Origin of the sequence: Chitinophaga deserti, from assembly GCF_003149455.1 — a bacterium.
Classification (GTDB): domain Bacteria; phylum Bacteroidota; class Bacteroidia; order Chitinophagales; family Chitinophagaceae; genus Chitinophaga; species Chitinophaga deserti.
On the sequence record NZ_QFFK01000001.1, the window covers coordinates 428,743 to 450,012 of the forward strand.

18 protein-coding genes are annotated in these 21,270 nt (G+C 51.0%); 13 read left to right on the plus strand and 5 right to left on the minus strand.

Translation table 11 applies throughout. The features are described from left to right. Nucleotides 1-74: 74 nt before the first annotated feature. From DEV76_RS01605 to DEV76_RS01615, 3 genes are read right to left on the minus strand one after another with little or no spacing between them, the layout of a single operon-like run. Entirely contained in the window at nucleotides 75-1,505 is a 1,431-nt protein-coding gene (locus tag DEV76_RS01605; protein ID WP_109695347.1) for a TolC family protein, read from the minus strand. A 34-nt stretch (nucleotides 1,506-1,539) separates the two neighbouring features. Continuing rightward, nucleotides 1,540-2,874: an ABC transporter permease gene (locus tag DEV76_RS01610; RefSeq protein ID WP_109694430.1), complete on the minus strand. Its 1,335-nt coding sequence runs from the start codon at nucleotides 2,872-2,874 to the stop codon at nucleotides 1,540-1,542. 20 nt (nucleotides 2,875-2,894) lie between these two features. Next, nucleotides 2,895-4,142, minus strand: coding sequence for an efflux RND transporter periplasmic adaptor subunit (locus DEV76_RS01615; protein ID WP_109694432.1), 1,248 nt, complete (start codon nucleotides 4,140-4,142; stop codon nucleotides 2,895-2,897). 278 nt (nucleotides 4,143-4,420) lie between these two features. Between DEV76_RS01615 and DEV76_RS01620 the strand changes: the two genes are divergently transcribed. From DEV76_RS01620 to DEV76_RS01650, 8 genes are all read left to right on the plus strand, one after another. Further along, nucleotides 4,421-5,593 carry a hypothetical protein gene (locus DEV76_RS01620; protein ID WP_232826846.1) on the plus strand — a complete coding sequence of 391 codons (1,173 nt, stop codon included), beginning with the start codon at nucleotides 4,421-4,423 and terminating at the stop codon, nucleotides 5,591-5,593. Between the two features lie 99 nt (nucleotides 5,594-5,692). Then, the gene (locus DEV76_RS01625) at nucleotides 5,693-7,573 is read left to right on the plus strand and encodes a DNA polymerase III subunit gamma/tau (RefSeq protein ID WP_109694434.1); all 1,881 of its coding nucleotides are present in this window, start codon (nucleotides 5,693-5,695) and stop codon (nucleotides 7,571-7,573) included. A gap of 106 nt (nucleotides 7,574-7,679) precedes the next feature. Then, nucleotides 7,680-9,332 (plus strand): pyruvate dehydrogenase complex dihydrolipoamide acetyltransferase, encoded by a 1,653-nt coding sequence (locus DEV76_RS01630; protein ID WP_109694436.1) that lies wholly within the window; start codon nucleotides 7,680-7,682, stop codon nucleotides 9,330-9,332. A 397-nt stretch (nucleotides 9,333-9,729) separates the two neighbouring features. Beyond that, nucleotides 9,730-10,236, plus strand: coding sequence for a GbsR/MarR family transcriptional regulator (locus DEV76_RS01635; protein ID WP_109694439.1), 507 nt, complete (start codon nucleotides 9,730-9,732; stop codon nucleotides 10,234-10,236). Nucleotides 10,237-10,308: 72 nt separating this feature from the next. Continuing rightward, on the plus strand, nucleotides 10,309-10,476 hold the full coding sequence (locus DEV76_RS25810) for a hypothetical protein (protein WP_157962661.1): 168 nt from the start codon (nucleotides 10,309-10,311) through the stop codon (nucleotides 10,474-10,476). A gap of 273 nt (nucleotides 10,477-10,749) precedes the next feature. Beyond that, nucleotides 10,750-11,310, plus strand: a complete 561-nt coding sequence (locus DEV76_RS01640) for a GNAT family N-acetyltransferase (protein ID WP_109694442.1) — start codon at nucleotides 10,750-10,752, stop codon at nucleotides 11,308-11,310. A gap of 69 nt (nucleotides 11,311-11,379) precedes the next feature. Further along, entirely contained in the window at nucleotides 11,380-11,748 is a 369-nt protein-coding gene (locus DEV76_RS01645) for a CoA-binding protein (RefSeq protein ID WP_109694444.1), read from the plus strand. Nucleotides 11,749-11,929: 181 nt separating this feature from the next. Then, nucleotides 11,930-12,403 carry a ribonuclease H-like YkuK family protein gene (locus DEV76_RS01650; RefSeq protein ID WP_109694446.1) on the plus strand — a complete coding sequence of 158 codons (474 nt, stop codon included), beginning with the start codon at nucleotides 11,930-11,932 and terminating at the stop codon, nucleotides 12,401-12,403. Here the strand turns inward: DEV76_RS01650 and yihA are convergent. Then, nucleotides 12,400-13,008 (minus strand): ribosome biogenesis GTP-binding protein YihA/YsxC, encoded by a 609-nt coding sequence (gene yihA, locus DEV76_RS01655; protein WP_109694448.1) that lies wholly within the window; start codon nucleotides 13,006-13,008, stop codon nucleotides 12,400-12,402. The two genes, DEV76_RS01650 and yihA, sit on opposite strands and share 4 nt — an antisense overlap. 42 nt (nucleotides 13,009-13,050) lie before the next feature. Between yihA and ubiE the strand changes: the two genes are divergently transcribed. The 5 genes from ubiE (at nucleotide 13,051) to DEV76_RS01680 (ending at nucleotide 18,882) form a co-directional block, all read left to right on the plus strand. After that, entirely contained in the window at nucleotides 13,051-13,794 is a 744-nt protein-coding gene (ubiE, locus tag DEV76_RS01660; RefSeq protein ID WP_109694450.1) for a bifunctional demethylmenaquinone methyltransferase/2-methoxy-6-polyprenyl-1,4-benzoquinol methylase UbiE, read from the plus strand. Further along, nucleotides 13,743-14,462, plus strand: a complete 720-nt coding sequence (gene porT, locus DEV76_RS01665; protein ID WP_109694452.1) for a type IX secretion/gliding motility protein PorT/SprT — start codon at nucleotides 13,743-13,745, stop codon at nucleotides 14,460-14,462. Before ubiE ends, porT begins: the two co-directional genes overlap by 52 nt. 18 nt (nucleotides 14,463-14,480) lie before the next feature. Beyond that, nucleotides 14,481-15,818, plus strand: coding sequence for a dihydroorotase (locus tag DEV76_RS01670; RefSeq protein ID WP_109694454.1), 1,338 nt, complete (start codon nucleotides 14,481-14,483; stop codon nucleotides 15,816-15,818). A 126-nt stretch (nucleotides 15,819-15,944) separates the two neighbouring features. Beyond that, on the plus strand, nucleotides 15,945-17,279 hold the full coding sequence (locus DEV76_RS01675) for a MutS-related protein (protein ID WP_109694455.1): 1,335 nt from the start codon (nucleotides 15,945-15,947) through the stop codon (nucleotides 17,277-17,279). Between the two features lie 37 nt (nucleotides 17,280-17,316). Beyond that, nucleotides 17,317-18,882 (plus strand): YifB family Mg chelatase-like AAA ATPase, encoded by a 1,566-nt coding sequence (locus DEV76_RS01680; RefSeq protein WP_109694457.1) that lies wholly within the window; start codon nucleotides 17,317-17,319, stop codon nucleotides 18,880-18,882. Nucleotides 18,883-18,937: 55 nt separating this feature from the next. Here DEV76_RS01680 and DEV76_RS01685 read toward each other — a convergent pair whose 3' ends face one another. Then, a complete protein-coding gene (locus DEV76_RS01685) occupies nucleotides 18,938-21,076 on the minus strand; it encodes an elongation factor G (RefSeq protein WP_109694459.1) in 2,139 nt (712 codons plus the stop codon). Between the last annotated feature and the right edge of the window lie 194 nt (nucleotides 21,077-21,270).

The window sequence follows — 21,270 nt, forward strand, 5'->3', positions numbered from 1 at the left end:
TCGCCTCTTACAGAAAAAATAATGCCGGATTTCGACTGTCGAAAATCCGGCATGGGTAAATGTATGGTTCCGTTTTACTTTTCGTCGAATTCGTACCTGATCTTCTCCTGCTTCTCAAAATCATACAGCGTAAGGCGGCGCACGGTGTAGTAATTGTTCCAGAAGTTGCGCAGGGCGCTGATGAACGATTGGGTAGCCTGATCTTTCTCCTGCTGGGCAAGGTTAAGATCCGTGATACTGATTTTGCCGATCAGGTAACGCTGCTTGGTGATCTCATAGCGCAACCCGGCAATGGTATCCGCTTTGGCGGCGCTGGACAGTACCCGCTTCTGAATATTGAACTGTTGGGTCTGGAGGAACACTTCCTGCTCAAACTTCCTTTCTTCCTGCTGTACGTCTATCTCAATGAGATCGCGGTTGGCTTTAGCCTGGCGCACACGGTATTTGGCGCGGCCCCAGTCCATAATGGGTATACCTACACCTACACTGAGGTTCTGTTGTACCTCTCCCCCTGCATAAGCCTTCCGCAGCTTCTCGTCGTTATTACGCTGGCCTAATTGAGCCTGCAGGTTAAATTCATATCCGCTGGATGCTTTTGCCTGCGCCACATCACGGTTGGCCTCCAGCCGGCGGCGGCGGAATTCCAATACGCTCTGGCGATTGCTGCTGGCTTCTGCAACTGCTTTGTCCAGCGGCACATCAAACTGGGGCACCACATCCGGCAGGTCCAGTTTAATATCGGCATCCTTGGGCATGTTGAGAAACCGCTTCAGTTCCTGGTACGCTATCTCCTGCTGCAGGTTATACTGTTCCAGTGTATTGCGTGCGTTCAGCAGGCTCAGTTCTATCTGCAGCAGCTCGTTCTCCGCGATCTTCCCAAGGTCGAAGCGGCCTTTGGAGATTTTATACAAAGTATCGGTATTGGCTACGTTTTGCTCATAAATTCTCACCTGCACCTGCGCACTGAGGGCGGCGAAGAAATAAGACGCCCCGTCGAGCCCCACTACTTCGAGGTCCTCCACATACTGCCGCTTGCTTTCATCATACGCAATAGGTGCGATCATACGCTCCCAGCGGTACGGGTTAAAGACAATAGACGGCTGGTTATAGTTAATGGAAAACGGCGTGGCCAGATAGTTTTGTGAAGAAAGGTCTCCGAATACATCGAACCGGTTGAGGTCCGAACGAACGGAGAAGTTACCGCCCGTCCAGGGAACGTTCTGCCGCAATCCCAGTCCCAGTGAGGTATTGGATGTTTTACGGCGGATGTATTCGATCTTCCCGTCGGGCTGCAATACCTCTACGGTTTCCCCGAAAGGACTGCTGCTGTTGGTGAAGTTCAATACCAGCTGCGGCATTTGTCCGGACCGGAAAAAGCGGTAAGCGTACAGGGAATTGAGGGCACGGCTTTGTGCGCGGTAGTAAGATGGCGAGTTGCGCTGCGCCATCGTAATCACATCCTTCAGATTCAGTTTTTGCTGGGCATGGGATGTATTGGGTATCATGGCGGCCGCAGTTATTGCGGCCAGAATCGACTTTCTAAGCATGGCGTAAACATTCTATAGGGTTCTGATTGGCAGCCTTCCGTGCGGGGGAGATCCCGAAGATCAGTCCCACGGAAGATGCCAGCACAAAGGATAAGAGGATGGAAATAGCGGAAATGATGGTTTTGATATCTGCCACCTTATCCACAAAATAAGCGCCGGCCACACCGAGCAGGATGCCGATAATACCACCGCAAAGGCTGATCAGAACTGCTTCGAAGAGGAACTGCATCACAATATCGCTCTTCTGTGCACCCAGTGCCATGCGGATACCGATCTCTTTGGTACGTTCCAGAACGGAAGCCAGCATGATGTTCATGATACCGATACCGCCAACCAGCAGCGAGATGCCTGCGATGGCGCTCAGTACGATGTTGAACACGTCTTTGGTTTTCTGCTGCTGCTTCAGGAGCTGTTCCGGGATGGTTACTTCAAAATCCTCCACTTCGGAGTGCCTCCTCTTCAGCATGCGGCTGATGATACCGGCAGACTCCGTGAGCTGCTCCGGATCACGCACCTTCACGATCAACTGATCCAGCTGATGTGTGGGCACGGGATTATCATCGCGCTGCCACTGGTTTTCCGATATCTTGAAAGCAGGGTTACGGTAACGGACCAGCGCTGTCTGGATAGGAATGTATACATCCATATTGTAATCGCGGATACCCAGGTTCTCTTTGGTGGCGCTGCTGATGAGCTTTTCATCCGTCACCCCTATCACCCGGAGCCATTGCTGCCCGCACTTGATATCTTTGCCGATTGGGTCTTCAGAGAGGAAGAATTTCCGCTTTACACCGGCGCCGATGATACACACTCCATCGCCGGTAGCGAGTTGCATATCATTGAACATGCGGCCTTCAGCCAGCCCGATGTTATTGAGTAAAAAGAACGAAGGCTCCACACCTACCGTTTTCAGTTTTTTACTTTTGCTTTGATAGATCACATCCTGGTCGAGGATCATCTCTGCGCTGATGGCTTCCACGGTGGGCACCATCTTCAGAATGGAATGCGCATCGGCCAGACTGAGGCCTTTGGAGAATTTGGCTTTCTGTTCCTGTCCACCCGTTTTCTTCTGTTCCGTCCCTTCTTTTTCTTCCTCTTCTTTTTTCTCCGTAACGGGTTTGATGACGATGTTGTTTACACCTACCAGTTTCATCTGGTTCATGATCTCTTCCTTGGCGCCCCGGCCTATAGCCAGCATGGCTATTACTGCGCCAACACCGAAGATGATGCCTAACGCGGTGAGGAAAGACCGCAGCCGGTTGGCCACGAGAGAGTCGAGCGCTATGCGCAGGTTATTTGAATTACGGGTACCCCATAATGACTGCATGTGTGGCGGATTTGATGGGGTTATTTAATGGGTACGATAGTGTGATCTTTTGCAGATGCAGGCTCCGACATGAAAACTTCATCTCCTGCTGCAAGTCCTTTTTCCACGATCACCACTTCGTCGTTGCTCTTACCCAGCTTCACCTCACGCTTCTCAATAGTATTGCCGCGGCGGATGTAAACATAGCTTTGCGACTTTTCGCTGAACACGCTTTCCAGCGGAATGGTAAGCTTGTCGGGGATCTGATTGATGAGGATGTTATTGGATGTGGTCATGCCGGGTTTGAGGATAGAGTCTACCTTCTCCAGTTTTATCATGACCTCAAACACCTTTGCATTGGAACCCGGTCTGTTTTCGCCGATGTTGGCAACGGAGGTAACGATGCCGGAGAGCTTCACTTCAGGGAAGGCATCCAGGCCCATGGCAACGGTTTGACCTTTCTTGATCTTGCTGATATCTACTTCGTTGATGTATGTTTTGGAAAGCATGCTGGAAAGGTCGGGCAGCATGGCGAGGTTGGGATCCCAGCTGCGGATGGAGGAGCCGGACTTCTTCTTTCCGCCCTGCGACCAGTCGTTTACATATACCAGCAGTCCGTTTTTGGGTGCTTTGATGGTGAACTTGCCTTTCAGATCTTCCAGGTTACTGAGGTTATTCTGATGGCGAGCCACATCGCGGTTAGCCTGTTCCATCCTGGCGATGCTTTGCCGTTCTTTGATCTTGTGCTTCTCTTCGAGCTGGTCGAGGTCGCGCTTCGCCTTTTCAAGATCCAGCTCTGCCTGGCGGATGGTGGCCGGAGGTTCATATTTGCTGAGCTGCAGGGCAATCTGCTTCTGTTCCAGCGAAAACACCATGTTGGTAATGGCATCCCGCGATTCGCGGAGCTGCAGCGTGGTATCGAGTGCGGTTTGAGACAGCGTGGTTAATGCCCTGTCCAGTTCCATACGCACGTCACCGATCTTTTTGTTAACCACCGCAGGATCGAGGGTGGCGATATAATCGCCTTCCTTCACGGTGATACCTTCTGCCACCATATCCTGTATCTTCACCTCTTCATATATCTGATTCGATTGCAGGGGCGGCGCCTGGATGTATACGGTGTTCTCGGCCATCAGTTCACCCGGACTGGCCACTACATCCCGGAACATCTCCTTTTTAACGGAAGCACGGGCGCCGGGGCCTTCGGCTTTTTTGCCGAAAACAAAGAAGCCTATCAAGGCACAAACAATAAACAGTGCGGCAAATAGCCACCATTTTTTCTTTAGCATAGCGGTGCGTGTGTGGTATGAATCAAGGGTATATAAAAAGCTATAGTTTCAGGTATCAAATGCGCAACCGCCCGGGTGGCGGCTATAACGGGATGCACGGGCTCAATTATTCCATAAAAATAATCGGGGAAAGCTAAACGAAAAGTTAATTGTTGTGAAGGGAATACTTTGCAATTCTAAAGGTAAATTGAATGGGACGAATGCCTTTTTCTCCTGTTTGCTCATCAAAAATTTGTCCGGGTGAATAACGGATTCTATTATATTTTATTTTTGCACCCATGGCCCAGATGAAAATTATTCCGGTAAACGACGAAAAAACAGCCCGGGCGTTCCTTCAGGTACACGTACTGTTGAATCAGGACAAGGAAGGTTGGATACAACCGCTTGACAAGGATATTGAAGACGTCTTCGACCCGAAGAAGAATAAAACCTTCCGTTTCGGGGAATGCATCCGATGGGTGATGCAAGACGAATCCGGCAGGTTAACAGGCCGTATCGCCGCTTTTGTCAATAAGCGGTATAAGACGATGGGCGACGAGTTTCCCGTGGGAGGCTGTGGCTTTTTCGACTGCATCAACGACCAGCAGGCTGCCAACCTCCTCTTTGACACGGCCAGGGCCTGGCTGGCAGAAAAAGGAATGGAAGCGATGGACGGTCCCATTAATTTCGGAGACCGGGACCGCTGGTGGGGCCTTCAGGTAGAAGGATATGTGGAGCCTCCCTTCGGGATGAACTACAATCCTCCCTTCTACCAAACCCTCTTCGAATCTTACGGATTCAAGCCGTTTTTCCATCAGATATGTTTCGGGCTGCACATTAATGTAATTCTGAAGGATAAGTTCCATATCCGCCATGGCAACATAGCGGCAGACCCCGCCTTCTCTGCCCGGCACCTCAAAAAGGACCAGCTGGAGAAGTATGCCATCGACTTTGTGACTGTCTATAACAAAGCCTGGGCAGGCCACGGGGGGAATAAGGAGATGAGTAAGGAACAGGCCATTATACTTTTTAAGAAAATGAAGCCGGTAATTGATGAGCAGGTGATCTGGTTCGTATATTACAACGATGAACCTATTGCCTGCTGGCTCAACCTGCCCGACCTCAACCAGTATTTCAAGCATATGCACGGTAAATTCGGGCTTTTGCAAAAGCTGCAGTTCTTATGGTTGAAAATGACAGGCTCCTGCCGCAAGTTCACAGGTATCGTGTTTGGCGTGGTGCCCGAGTTTCAGGGTAAGGGGGTAGATTCCTATATGATCGTGGAAGGAGCCAAGGTTATACAGGCCCTTGGCCGGTACGACCATTACGAAATGCAATGGGTAGGCGACTGGAACCCTAAAATGCTGAATGTAGCCGAGAGCCTGGGAGGCTTCCATAGCCGGAAGCTCACCACTTACCGCTATCTGTTTGACCGGCAGCGGGAATTCCACAGGCACCCGACGCTAGCATAATTCTTTCAAACCGGCCGCTATGGCCGGTTTTCGTTTTACAACTTTTTACTTCTTATTTTTTGCGTTACTTTCGGCTTTTGGAAAGGAGCGACTCCCATCATGGAAAATTTTATTGTATCGGCCCGGAAATACCGCCCGCAGAACTTCTCTACGGTGGTTGGGCAAGCCCACATCACCACTACCCTTAAAAACGCCATCCGCAATAACCAGCTGGCGCATGCATTCCTGTTTTGCGGACCCAGAGGGGTGGGTAAAACTACCTGCGCCAGGATCCTCGCTAAAACCATCAACTGCGAAAACCTCCAGCCCGATGGGGAAGCCTGCGACCAGTGCGACTCCTGCCGTACCTTCAACGATGGCGCTTCCTTCAATATCCACGAGCTGGATGCCGCTTCCAATAACTCTGTAGACGATATCCGGACCCTGGTAGACCAGGTGCGCTTTGCCCCACAGGCCGGTAAATACAAGATATATATCATAGATGAGGTGCACATGCTCAGCTCGTCGGCCTTCAATGCGTTCCTGAAAACGCTGGAAGAACCGCCTTCATATGCCATCTTCATCCTCGCTACCACCGAAAAACACAAGATCCTCCCCACCATCCTTTCCCGGTGCCAGATCTTCGACTTCCGCCGTATCACTATCCAGGATACGGTAGACCACCTGCAGGGAATCGTTTCCAAAGAGCACCTCTCCGCCGAGCCGGATGCCCTGCACCTCATCGCCCAGAAAACCGACGGGTGTATGCGCGACTCCCTCAGCACCCTCGATAAGATTGTGAGCTTTACGGGCGGACAGCTGACTTATCAAAATACCCTTGAGCACCTCAATATCCTCGATTACGACTACTTCTTCCGGATCATGGACGGCGTACTTGTGCAGGATATAGCAGGTTCCCTCCTCATATTCGACGAAATACTTCAGAAGGGCTTCGAAGGTGATAACTTCCTCGGCGGCCTCGCTGAGTTCCTGCGTAACCTGTTGGTTTGCAAGGACGATAAGGTGCTTCACCTCATGGAGGTAAGTACCAATCTGAAAGACCGTTACCGGCAAATGAGCGGTCGCCTCAGTGCACCCTTCCTCGTTACGGCTCTGCAATTGCTGAATGATACCGAGATCGGGTACCGCATGGCCCGCAACAAGCGCCTCCATGTGGAAATGGCCCTTATCCGGCTGTGCTACCTCCAGCAGGCGGTAACGCTTGTCAGCAATGAGCAGACGGGCGAAGTGGTAAAAAAAAACTTGATTCCTGAAGGAACGCCACAACGCCTGAGGGTTCCCCTCCCCACGCCGATCTACGGCAAACCCGCTACCACTAAAACAATAACGCCGCCCGAACCGCGGCTTACCATAGAATCCGGTGCGCCCCAGCCTGCACAGGCCAGCGCACCCGCTCCGGCACAGCCCAAGCCTGCCGCCGTTCCTCCTCCTGTTCAAACGGCATCCATGCCGGCAGCAGGTAATACAGGGAGCTCACCCAGGCCGGCAACTCCTGCAGCAGGGAATGGCGCTACTCCTAAATTGACCGGCCTTGCCGCCATGAAGGAAGCCCTGGCGGCCAAACAGCAGCAAAAGGCAGATGTTCCCAAAGAATCCATCCCCCTTACAGCAGGGGCAGTAGCCGTTTACTGGGACGAGTTCATCGACCGGTTCCGCCAGGCCAATAAAATGACCGTGGTAGGTAACCTCCAGCTGGCACAAACCGAGCTGCAGGGCCCTGAGGAAATCAGGATTACCAGCAGGAACATCGTGCAGTACCGGTTTATGGAAGAAGAGAAGCTCGAAATATCCGAGTTCTTCAAACAGAAATTCCGGAATAAAGACCTGGTGCTGACCCTTGCGCTCGACGAATCCCGTCAGGCAGAGGTAGATACCGGCCCGGTACCCCTCTCCAGCAAAGAACAATTTGTACGGATGATGGAAAAATACCCGCTGGTAAAGGATCTGAGAGACCGGCTCAACATGGAGCTCGATTTTTAATATATTATTCCATTCAGGAACGACTATTTTTAAACTCCCGGACACTGCATCCTTTGCGTTTCTGCGCAAAAACTTGTAGGTTTGGGCAAAATTTCGAAGAAACACTATGGCAGAAGTTATCAGAATGCCCCTTTTAAGTGATACGATGACAGAAGGGGTGATTGCGGAATGGCATAAAAAGGTAGGCGATACCGTTAAATCGGACGATGTTATTGCTGAAGTGGAAACCGACAAGGCCACCATGGAGGTTATGCCCTATGTGGATGGCACCATTTTATATATCGGTGTGGAAAAAGGCAAAGCCGCAAAGGTGAATGAGATCATCGCCATTGTGGGTAAGCCCGGGGAAGACTTTAAGTCGCTCCTGGACGGTAACGGAGGTGCGAAAGCCGCTCCTGCTGCCGCTGCTCCCGCCCCTAAAGCCGAAGCCGCTCCCGCAGCTGCTGCAGCTCCTGCAGTAGACAAAGGCGCGCTGGAAGCCGCACTCAAAGATGCAACCGTGATCCGCATGCCGCTCCTGAGCGATACCATGACCGAAGGAAAGATCGTGGCATGGAATAAAAAAGTGGGCGACACCGTGAAATCTGATGACGTTCTCGCAGAAGTGGAAACCGATAAGGCAACCATGGAAGTGATCGGATATGCTGACGGCACCCTGCTGCACGTTGGTATCCCCGAAGGCCAGGTAGCCAAAGTAAATGGCATCATCGCCATTGTTGGTAAGAAAGGCACTAATGTAGATGCCATCCTCGCCGCAGAAACCTCAGGAGGCGCCGCAGCTCCCGCAGCAGCACAACCTGAAGCAGCCCCCGCAGCAGCCGCAGCAACAGCTGAGCCTGCCGCTGCCGCCGCATCTGCCGACGGCCGCGTAAAAGCTTCTCCCCTCGCACGTAAACTCGCTGAAGATAAAGGAATCGATATCAACCAGGTACCCGGTTCCGGCGACAATGGCCGTATCGTTAAACGCGATGTGGACAATTTCGTACCCGGTAAAGCTGCACCCGCCGCTGCTCCGGCCCCTGCTCCTGCAGCAGGTGCTCCCGCTCCGCAGGTAGCTGCCTTTGCCCCCGTTGGCCAGGAAAGCTTCAATGAAGTGCCTGTAAGCCAGATGCGCAAGGCTATCGCCCGCCGCCTTACCGAAAGCAAGTTCCAGGCGCCGCACTTCTACCTGACCATGGAAATTAACATGGACAATGCCATGGCAGCCCGCGAAGCCATCAATAAAATCTCCCCCGCTAAAGTTTCCTTCAACGATATGGTGATCAAGGCCTGTGCTATGGCCCTCCGCCAGCATCCTGACGTGAACAGCAGCTGGAGAGGCGACGTGATCCGTTACAACCAGCACATCCACATCGGCTCCGCCGTAGCTGTGGAAGAAGGCCTGATTGTACCCGTTATCCGCTTCGCAGACCAGAAAAGCTTCTCGCAGATCGCCGCTGAGACCAAAACCCTCAACGACAAAGCGAAGAACAAAAAACTCCAGCCTAACGATTACGCCGGTAATACCTTCACGGTATCTAACCTGGGTATGATGGGCATCGAGCAGTTCACCGCCATCATCAACTCCCCCGATTCCGCCATCCTCGCAGTTGGCGCCATCAAAGAGATCGTGATCGCCGAAAAAGGACAGTTCAAAACCACCAACGTAATGAAAGTAACCCTCAGCTGCGACCACCGTACGGTGGATGGTGCTGTAGGAGCCCGCTTCCTCGTTACCGTGAAGAGCTTCCTCGAGAACCCGGTGAACATGCTGGTATAACCAGATACAAACTTAACTGCCATACAGCGCCTCCCCACCCCGGGAGGCGCTTTTGTTTTATGGGTGAAACGGGAGATTAATAGTGGGTTAATACGTAGTTACTCCGTATATAAAGAAGGGTTAAAGGGTACTTAATGGTACTCAAAGCATACTTAAACAGGATGAAACCCGGTACAGTAGCGGACTATATACGATATTGTACCCCTGAATATACCTACAGGTATACTTTCAGTTATGGCACAGTAAACCATAAGTAAGACAGCAGTAAACAGTAAATATGATTTCTGTACAGGCAGAGTGCCTTAACGGCTGTCAATGTACCGCTACCTCATTACCCTTCCCACAATTAATTTTCAAAAACTTTTGAAAGTTCAAAAACCTTCCCTACATTTGAAATATGAAATTGCCAGAAGCCAAAGCGCAGTTCATCCAGACCTGGGGATTACTGGGCGCCCAATGGGGTGTGAACCGGACCATGGCCCAGATTCATGCGCTGCTGCTGATAGCGCCTGATCCACTGAGTGCGGAAGACATTATGGGCGGCCTCGACATTTCCCGCGGCAACGTTAACATGAACGTGCGGGAACTGATGAACTGGGGAATCGTGGAAAAAGTACTCGTACCCGGCGAAAGAAAAGAGTTCTTCATCGCTGAGAAAGATATCTGGAAAGTGGGCACCGCCATTGCCCGGGAACGGAAAAAACGCGAACTCGATCCCATCCTGAAAGTCCTCCTCCAGCTGAATAAAGTAGAGGGCGACCCGAAAGATAAACAGGTACGCGCATTCCGGGAAACCATGCAGAACATCCAGAAGTTCGCGCATCAGACAGACAGTGCACTGAATGCGTTCATCAAATCAGAAGAAAACTGGTTTTACAGCACCCTTATGAAGGTGATCCGCTGATTATTTTTTGACGGTCACCGGCAGGGGTTCATTATAACCTCTTATTTCAAAACTTTCAGAAATCTCTATAACATGAAAAGCAGGAATATTGTCATCGCCGGCGGCGCCGGTTTTATCGGGAAAGGACTGGTGGAGGAATGGGGAGCGAACAACTTCATCGTAGTACTGACCCGGCAACAGCCGGCGCCCCCGGCGCATGGCAATATTCTTATCAGCAGCCCAATGGCATTAACAAACTGATAATGAATTTCCTGTCTGCGCATTATTTTGTATTCGCCATTATTCTTATTTTTGCATCAGAGAAATTTTAACATTGTTTGATTTAAATGTCACCTGATGGCTAAACCCATTAAAAAAACGCCAATACTGAAAGGCAAGGATGCAATCAACTTTCACAACTTAATCGAATCCAATAAGGGTAAGAAAGTTGATAAGCAGACTTTTACAGCTTTTCAAAAAAATGCGCAACTATTACAATCTTTATTAAGCAAAGCCAACTCTTAAAATTGTTACATGGATTTAACAGGGTTTACCCTGCGAAAAGTTAATCCTGAATACTCATTAAAACCCTTTGATTGCGGAGACCAGGACTTGAATGAGTTCTTAACCCAGAAAGCAATACATTACCGGAAAGAGTTATTAGCAGTTACCTATATTCTTGAAAATGAAGATAGAACGATAGCCTTTTTTAGCATATTTAACGATAGCGTTCGTGTGCAGGAGAAGGATTTCGCTTCTAAAAGTGCATTTAAGAAGTTCCTGCGGCAGCTCCTTACTTATCCAAAACGGCACCTGGAATATATTCCTGCGATCAAAATTGGCAGATTAGGGGTTTGTTCCCAAACGCAAAAAAGCGGTATTGGTAAAACCATCATAGATTTTATCATCGCCATTGCGTTAAAGCTGAATGATGAATGCGCATGTAAGTTCGTTACAGTCGATGCTTATGCGCAGTCTTTGGGATTCTACGAAAGAAGGGGATTTAAGTATTTCAGTGAAAACGATGCGGGTAAAGATACACGGCAAATGTTTCTGGACTTAACACTTTATTCCAATGCCGTGGAGTCATCTTAATATCTGTGCCTGCTCTGGCGGGATGGTATAACTTTTGTGCACCATCTTCCGGAACCTTAACTTTACAGTATGGATACACCTAAACATACGGTGGTGCTCGGTGCTTCGCCTAATCCCCAGCGGTATGGATACCTCGCAGTAAACAGGCTGCGTTCGCATGGCCACCCCGTTACGGCCATTGGTAAACGTGCCGGCGAAATCGGAGACACGCCCATCATCGAAGAGCATCCTGCCCTTGAAGGTGTAGACACCATTACACTGTACCTCAACCCCATGAACCAGGTACCGTATTACGATTACATCCTCAGCCTGAAACCGAAGCGGGTCATCTTCAATCCCGGAACGGAGAACCCTGAACTGGAAGGGCTTTTACGCGAAAACGGCATCCTCGCGCAGGAAGCATGTACGCTTGTGCTGCTGAGCACCGGCCAGTTTTAACCGATTGTCATAATCCACACGATTTCCCCAAACTCCGCTGCCCCCTGCCGGAGCAAACCCTGCTGCAGTTTAATTTCGTATATTCGGATAATTCCAATTACATCCCGTTAACCCCTGGAGACCGGCACAAAGACTATCAGCAAGGCACATCGTTTAAACATTACCGTTAAAACATTCCTGTATGAAATGGAGAAGATTCAATGGTGAACCTATTCACCTGCCCATTAAGGAGGAAGTGCGGCGTGCCATCGTCCGGGAAACCGGTCGTGGGCACCGGTTAAAAGTTTGTATCGGCACCGATTCCCAGGTGAAGGGCCTCGAAACTGAGTTTGCCACCGTGATCGTTTTCCTCCGGGAAGGGCACGGCGGATTCATGTTCATCCACAACGACAAAACGCGCGACGTGTATTCCATCAAAGAGCGTATGCTCGTGGAAGTGGCGCGCAGTATTGAGATCGCGTATGAACTGTGCGACCTCTTTACCGATTATGATGTGGACATGGAAGTGCATGCGGACATTAACACCAATCCGCAGTTTAAGAGCAACCTGGCGTTGCGGGAAGCCATGGGCTACATCCTTGGCATGGGCTTCGCCTTCAAGGCCAAGCCGGAAGCCTTCGCCAGCAGTTCGTGTGCCAACAAAATCGTGAATTAGGCGATGCCCTGGAAGCGCGCGTTCATTTCGTCGATAAACGCCAGTATCTGATCGCGCCCCGTCTTTTTCACCGTTGAAGTAACATAGCTTGCGGGCAGGAACTGCCAGGTTTCACGCAGCTTGTTCAGAAATGCTTTCGTATTACGGCTGGTTTCCAGCTGCGTACTCTTGTCTGCCTTAGTGAACACCAGCTGGAACGGTATGTTCCATTCCCCGAGCTGGTTCACAAAATCAATATCTATCTTCTGGGGAGAATGCCGGCTGTCTACCAGCACAAACACATTCATGAGGTTGGCTCTTTTACGGAGATAATCTTCTATCATCCGTTCCCAGCTTTTGCGCTGGCTTTGCGACACCTTGGCGAAGCCGTAGCCCGGCAAATCTACCAGGTACCATTGGTTATTGATAAGAAAGTGGTTGATCAGCTGCGTTTTACCCGGTGTACCGGATGTTTTAGCCAGCTTGTCACGGCTGGTCAGCAAGTTGATCAGGCTGGATTTGCCGACATTGGAGCGGCCGATGAAGGCATACTCGGGTTTGTCGGCCGGGGGGCATTTTTCCCAGTCCACATTGCTGATAAGGTATTCTGCAGATTTGATCACCATAATTTTTCCATTTGCGGCCCCTCTGTTACCTTTGCTCCCATTATGACGAGCAAAGACGTACAGAAAGTGGTTCCTTTTGAAGGGTCAAAATTAAGCAAGAAGGAGCAGATGGCCAGCATGTTCAACGATATTGCCGGCCGATATGACTTCATGAACCATTTCATGAGCCTTGGCGTGGACGTTTGGTGGCGTAAAGTGGCCCTTCGGAAACTGAAGCCCCTGGCCCCTAAAACCATACTGGACGTAGCTACCGGCACCGGCGACGTGGCTATTATGGCTCAGCGCATGCTCAACCCCGACAAAATTACCGGTATAGATATTTCTGAAGGTATGCTGGCCCTTGGCAGGCAGAAAGTGGAAAAAGCCGGCTTCAGCGACAGGATCACCCTTCATGTGGGCGACTCGGAGACAATAAGTTTTCCCGATGCAACGTTTGATGCGATAACGGCGGCATTCGGCGTAAGGAACTTCGAGAACCTGGAAAAGGGCCTTAGTGAAATGTGCAGGGTGGTTAAACCCGGCGGTATGGCGGTTATCCTCGAATTCTCCAACCCGACGGCTTTCCCCGTCAAACAGTTATACAATTTTTATTTTCGTTATATTACACCGCTGATCGGTAAGATGGTAGCCCGCAACCAGGCTGCTTACTCCTACCTCCCCAGTTCCGTGAAAGAGATGCCGCAAGGCAAAGAGATGTGCGATATCCTTAAAAAAGTTGGTTTTCAAGACGTTACATGCAAAACGCTCACCTTCGGGATCTGTTCCGTTTATTGCGCCACCCGCTAACGCTGGCCGTATTCCTGCTGCAGGCCCTCCCCTCGAGTGCACAGCTCAATATGGAAGAGCACGATAGCAAGCCCTACTATTTCGGCATCACCCTGGCCGTCAACCAAAGCCATCTGCGCCTTACGCACAGTGATATTTTCCTGCAACAGGATTCTATCATGGTAGCCGAACCCCTCAAAACCATGGGCTTTAACGTAGGTTTGCTGGCCAACCTCCGCTTCAACCACCGTTTCGATCTCCGCTTCAACCCGCAGCTGTTTTTCGCCAATAAGAACCTCTATTACAAGGAAAACTACCCTGAACGGGCCACCGAGAAGAAAGTGGAATCCATTACCGCCTCCTTCCCCCTCCAGATCAAATTCAAATCTGACCGTATCGGCAACCTCCGCGTATACACGATAGCAGGCATGAAGCTGGATTATGACCTTGCTTCCAACAAAGGCCTCCGCCGCGCGGAAGACCTCGTGAAGATCAACAAAACCGCCTATGGCTACGAAGTAGGCACCGGTTTCGAGATCTATTTCCCCTCCTTCATCTTCACCCCCGAGTTCAAGATCAGCAATGGCCTGAACAACGTACATGTGAAAGATCCCAACCTTCGGTATTCCCGCGTACTGGATCAGCTCAATACCCGCACCATCGTGTTTTCCATTCATCTGCAAGGGTAAAATATTTACCTTTGCGGCATGCAAAACACCATCATCAAGAATATATCCATCGTTAACGAAGGTACTACCACCGTTGGCGACGTACTCATCCGCGATGGCCGCATCCAAAAGATAGCGCCACAGATCGGTGAAACCGGTAAAGAGATCAACGGCGAAGGCAAATACCTCCTCCCCGGTGTAATCGATGACCAGGTTCACTTCCGCGAACCAGGCCTCACCCATAAGGCAGACATCCGTCACGAAGCCAGAGCAGCCGTAGCAGGAGGCACCACCTCCTTCATGGAAATGCCCAATACCAAACCCGAAGCCACCTCGCAGGAACGCCTCGAAGAGAAATACGACATAGCCGCCCGCACCTCCCTCGCCAATTACAGCTTCTTTATGGGCGTTGCCAACGACAATCCTGATGAAGTACTGAAAACCAATGCGAAGAAAGACCGTGTTTGCGGCGTTAAAATATTCATGGGCTCTTCCACCGGCAATATGCTGGTAGACAATTACCTGACCCTCGAAAAGATCTTCGGCGGCACCGAACTCCTCATTGCCACGCATTGTGAAGACGAAAAGATCATCCGTGCCAATATGGAGGAATTCAAAAAAGCAAAGGGCGACCAGCTCACTGCGGCAGACCATCCGCTCATCCGTAACGAAGAAGCCTGCTTCGAATCATCTCTGGTAGCGATCCAGTTTGCCAAGAAGCACAACTCCCGCCTGCACATCCTCCATATTTCCACCGAAAAGGAATTACAGCTGTTCAGCAATATGCTGCCCCTGAGCGAGAAGCGCATTACTTCCGAAGTATGCGTGCATCACCTCTGGTTTACGGCAGACGATTATGCGCAGTACGGCAACCTCATCAAATGCAACCCGGCCATTAAAGCACCCCACCACCGCGAAGCGCTGTGGAAAGGCCTGCTGGACGACCGCCTGGATATTATTGCCACCGACCATGCGCCCCATACCTGGGACGAAAAACAACATCCTTACCTGCAGACGCCCTCCGGCGTACCCCTGGTACAGCACAGCCTGCTCATGATGCTGGAACAGGTGAAGGCAGGCCGTTTCACCATAGAACACATGGTGCGAAAAATGAGCCATGCGCCCGCTGAATGCTTCCGCATCCGTGAAAGAGGCTACCTGCGCGAAGGGTACTGGGCCGATGCCGTGATCGTGGATCTCAAAGCACAAAGCACCGTTACCAAAGAAAACATTTATTACAAATGCGGCTGGAGTCCCTTCGAGGGGCATGCCTTCCCCGCAGCAGTTACCCATACTTTCGTAAGCGGCCACCTTGCTTACGAGAACGGTACTTTCAACGAACAACAATGCGGCCAGCGGCTGTTGTTCAACGCATAATCAGCAATTCATATGCTCTGCATATAAAGCGCCCCGGAAACGGCGGCGCTTTTTTTATGGAAAATTCTACACCCCGCATCTTCCCCGTTAGACTGTTTCATTGTAATTTCACGAAAACGCCTGTGCATGGAGTTGGACAAAACAACCTACCTCGATCTCTCGATCTTCAACCGTGAAGACGAATATTCTTTGTTTCATAAACTGGATTTTACCACCACCGCAGGCGGCCGCGAGTATCTGCGTGCGCTGTTTGGCCAGCCATTGAAAGACATTACTTCTATCCGTAACCGGCAGCAGATGCTGCAATACCTGATGGAGAATGAAAAGGCGTGGCCCAAAGCCATCAGCAACGGCACCATCGTGGTAGTGGAAAATTATCTGAATGCGGACATAGAACCTGTTTCCAGCGCAGGCGGGCTGGGCCTTTACATCAATGCCGTAGTCACTAAAACCATCTATGCGCCAGACTTCGGGTTTATTAAATTCTCGTTCGACCAGTTACTCAACCTCATCAATGGTTTCCGGCTGCTGACGGAAGAGATCGATATCCCCGGTGCGCCGGTTAACCTGCGGCTTTTACTTGAAAGAGCGCGGGTACTTATCAACCAGCAGGAGTTTCACGACATCGTTCGCCTCAGCGAAAGCGGGGAACTGAACTTCATAGAGATCCTGCGGTACGACCGGCTTATCCGTAAGAAGCATAAGAAAGTGTTATGGGAGCTGACGGAGCTGTACACCCGCCTCGATGCATATCAGAGCATGGCGCAGGCTATCCGTCATTTCAACCTGCACTTCCCTTCTTTCCTGGAAGACACAAAGCCCAATATTGTAATCAAACAATTATACCACCTCATTCTCCCGCAGCCCGTGGCATACGATGTAGCCATGGACCCTGAAAGAGGTTTCATCTTCCTTACCGGTGCTAACATGGCTGGTAAAACCACATTCATCAAAGCAGTAGGCATCTCTGTATTCCTTGCACACCTTGGCATGGGCGTACCTGCACAATCCATGGAACTGAGCTTCTTCCACGGCATCCTTTCCAACATCGATGTGAAAGACAATATCTTCAAAGGAGAAAGCTATTTCTATAACGAAGTACAGCGTATTAAAAACACCATCATCAAAATCAGTAACGGCAAAAACTGGCTTATACTGATTGATGAAATGTTTAAAGGCACGAATGTGGAAGATGCGAAAAACTGTTCGCTTGCCGTTATCCGTGGATTGCTCCACAACCGTCGCTGCCTCTACATCCTGTCTACCCACCTCTATGAAATTGCAGAAGAACTGCGGGGCGAGCCGAAGATCATTTTCAAGTATTTTCAGTCGGAAGTAATTGACGACAATCTCCATTTCACTTACGAGTTGCGCGATGGTATAGCGAAAGAAAAGATCGGCTATCTCATTCTCCGTAAAGAGAAAGTGATAGACCTGCTGAACAACATGAAAGAGGATTAAATCCTATCTTCATGTTTCACTAACATTGTTTGTTCCCATGCTCGTCAGAATTTTCGGCAGCGCCATACACGGCGTGGATGCCATTACCATTACTATAGAAGTCAATGTAGGCCAGGGCACACGGTTTTGCCTTGTAGGCCTGCCCGACAATGCCGTGAAGGAAAGCGAGTACCGCATTGAAACGGTGATTAAAAACACCGGGTACAAGATGCCCCGTTTACGCACGGTGGTGAACATGGCGCCTGCGGATATCCGTAAGGCAGGCGCAGCATATGATCTTCCCATTGCCCTTGGTATCCTTGCTGCATCGGAGCAGGCTGTGTTTCAGCAACCAATTGCATCTTTCGTGATTATGGGGGAGCTGGGGCTGGATGGAACGATGCGCCCGATACGTGGTGCATTACCTATGGCTATGCGTGCCCGGCAGGAAGGGTTTACCGCCATGATCCTCCCCATGCAGAACGCACTGGAAGCTGCGATGGTGGAAGGGCTCAGCGTGTACGGCATGACGCATGTACGGGAAGTGCTGGACTTCCTCGAAGGCAGGGAAGTTTTTACACCCGTCCCACCTTGTGCTTACCAGCCCGGCTTTCCGGAAGGACTGGATTTCTCCGAAGTAAAAGGACAGGAAACCATTAAGCGGGCGATGGAGATTGCTGCTGCGGGTGGGCATAACATGCTGCTGGTAGGGCCGCCAGGCGCAGGTAAAACGATGCTTGCGCGGAGGCTGCCTACCATCCTGCCGCCACTCACATTAGCCGAAGCCCTTGAAACTACGCGCATCCATTCCGTGGCAGGCAAACTGAACGCGGCTGATGGCATCCTTACCACCCGGCCTTTCCGGTCCCCGCATCATACCATCAGTGAAATGGCCATGGTAGGCGGAGGCAGTATTCCGCAGCCCGGAGAGATCTCCCTCGCGCAGCACGGTATCCTATTCCTGGATGAATTGCCGGAATACCGGCGGTCTGTGCTGGAAGTATTACGGCAGCCCATGGAAGAAAGGAGTGTGAGTATATCGCGGGCACGTCAGGCGATGGAATTCCCCGCTACGTTTCAACTGGTAGCCAGTATGAATCCATGCCCCTGCGGATATTTCAACCATCCTGAGAAACCCTGTACATGCCACCCAGGTATGGTACGCAAATACCTCAACCGTATATCAGGTCCACTGCTCGACCGTATAGACCTTCATGTGGAAGTTACTCCCGTTCGGCCGGATGCAATGGCAGATGCGCCTGCACCTGAACCCAGCACTCACATCCGTGCCCGTGTAATGGCAGCGCGGGAAAAGCAATCGAAGCGGTTCGCTATTGCAGGAATGGATATCATACGAACGGATAAAAAACGGCAGCCTGATGCATTCTGTAATGCACAGATGAACAGCGGGCAGCTGGAAAAATATTGTGCCCTCGGCCCTGAAGCACGCCAACTACTCAGTGCTGCCATGAACAGGCTGCAACTTAGTGCACGGGCATATAACCGTATCCTTAAAGTAGCGCGTACCATCGCCGATCTGGATGATGCAGAACATATCAGCCCGCACCATATCGCAGGCGCTATTCAATACCGTACACTTGACCGGGAAAACTGGGGAGCATAAAGTCATAAAAAAGCGCAACCGCCTATCGCGGTTGCGCTATACATAAAGGGTAGGATTAGTGCTGACCGTTTTGTTGTTCCACTTTCTTATAATCCTCACTCAATTTCTTCTGCACTTCTGCCGGAACGGGTGCATACTCCGCAAAGCTGGCCTTCACTTTTGCTTTGCCCTGCGTTACATTACGAAGTGCAGCAAACAAATGATCGAGTTCGGCCTGTGGCGTGCGGGCTTTTATTATTTGCCGTGCATTGCCGGAATCCATGCCCGTAATGATGCTTCGGTGGCTTTGCAGCTCACTCATAATATCGCCCATCATCACATCCGGGGCAGAAGCTTCCAGGTCGTACACCGGCTCCAGCAACTGGGGCGCAGCCTGGTGGAATGCTTCACGGAAGGCCATCATGCCTGCTATCTTGAAAGAGATATCGTTACTGTCTACCGGGTGCATCTTTCCATCGTATACGCTTACGCGCACATCCCGTACATAGGAACCGGTGAGCGGGCCTTCATTCATCTTTTCCATCACACCTTTAAGGATGGAAGGCAGAAAGCGTGCATCGATGGCGCCACCTACGATGCAGTTATTGAATACCAGCTTACCGCCCCAGTTCAATGCTATCTCTTCGGTATCGCGGACGGGCCATTCCTTCAATGCAGGCATGCCTTCGTACCAGGGTTCTATCTTGATAAAAACCTCTCCGAACTGCCCTGCCCCGCCGGATTGCTTCTTATGCCGGTATGTGGCCTGGGCTGCTTTCTGGATGGTTTCGCGGTAGGGAATGCGGGCAGGGAAGTAATCCACCTGCATGTTGTAGACATGCTCCAGCCGCCATTTGGTGATGGCAAGATGCAGTTCCCCCTGTCCGTGGAGTATTACCTGTTTGAGTTCGCGGTTATACTCAATTTCCAGCGTAGGGTCTTCCATATGAATTTCGCTGAGTACTTCGCTGAGCTTTTCATCGTCGGCCTTGTTTTTGGCGACGATAGCCGTGCGCACCTTTGGCGGCGGGAAGTGGATGGGATCGATCTGGGAAGTGAACTTAGGATCGTTGAGGGTATGATTGGTGAAAGTGTTTTTGAGTTTGAGGGTGCAGCCGATATCGCCCGACCGGAGGCGGTCTACCTGCTGGCGGTTTTTACCATCGGCGATAAAGAGCTGGTTCAGCCGCTCCGAGGTATTGCCTTTTTCGTTGTACAGTTCCTGACCCGCTTTTATTTCGCCGCTCATCACTTTAAAAAAAGAGAGTTTGCCGATGTGTGGTTCAAGGAGTGTTTTAAAAACGAATAGGCAGGTAGGCCCTGCAGGGTCGCATGGTACCTCGCGACCTTCTTCCGTAACTTCCGGCGGCATTTCTACCGCAGAAGGGGCTACGTTGTCGATAAAGCCCATCATCCTGCCGCTGCCCATATTGCGGAGGGCGCTGAGGCAGAAAACGGGAAATACCTGGTGCTTCATCATCCCAATTTTCAGGCCCTGCCGAAGCTCGTCCTCATCCAAACTGCCTTTTTCGAAGTACAGTTCCATGAGGGCGTCGTCGTTTTCGGCAGCCTTTTCCACGAGGGCGTTGTGCCACTCGTCTGCCTGTGCTTTTTCATTGTCGGGGATGGGAAGTTTTTCGGGTTTACCGCCACCTTCAGGAAAGCGGTACATGGTCATTTTCAGCAGGTCGATAATGGCATTGAAACCGGGGCCCTGGTTAACGGGGTACTGCATCAGGGTAACAGCGGAGCCGAAGAAGCGGCGGGCCTGTTCCAGTACCTGCTGAAAGTTGGCATTTTCATGATCGAGCTGGTTAACGGCAAGGATGGTGGGTTTGCTGTAACGGTCTACATAATCCCAGATCTGTTCCGTACCAACTTCCACACCGTTGTAGGCATGGAGCACCATTACAGCGGTGTCGCATACGCGGATGGAGGAGGCTACTTCGCCCATAAAGTCTTCCAGTCCGGGGGTATCGATGATATTGATTTTAAAATCGCGCCACTCGGTGTGCATTGTGGTGGCGTAAACGGAGTTACCGCGTGCGTGTTCTACCTCGTGGTAGTCGGACACGGTGTTGCGCTCCTCCACGGAGCCGCGTTTTGGGATAATGCCGGCCTCGAACAGCATGTCCTCGGCCAGCGTCGTTTTGCCGCTCTTGGCAGCGCCAATGAGCACAACGTTTTTAATGTGTTTTTCGTCATACGTTTTCATACGGCAATGGATTTAGCGGGTGAAGCGCCGGGGTTTGCGGGTTTGCCGTTCTGGGAGAAATGGATCAGATTGCGAGGCTCATAACATGCTTGTGGATGACCGACCCGGCCGGATATTAAATTACGCAATTTTTAGGGTAAATACCGTGATAAGTACAGTTTAAAATCGGTGTCGCAACACCGTTAGGGCAGCAA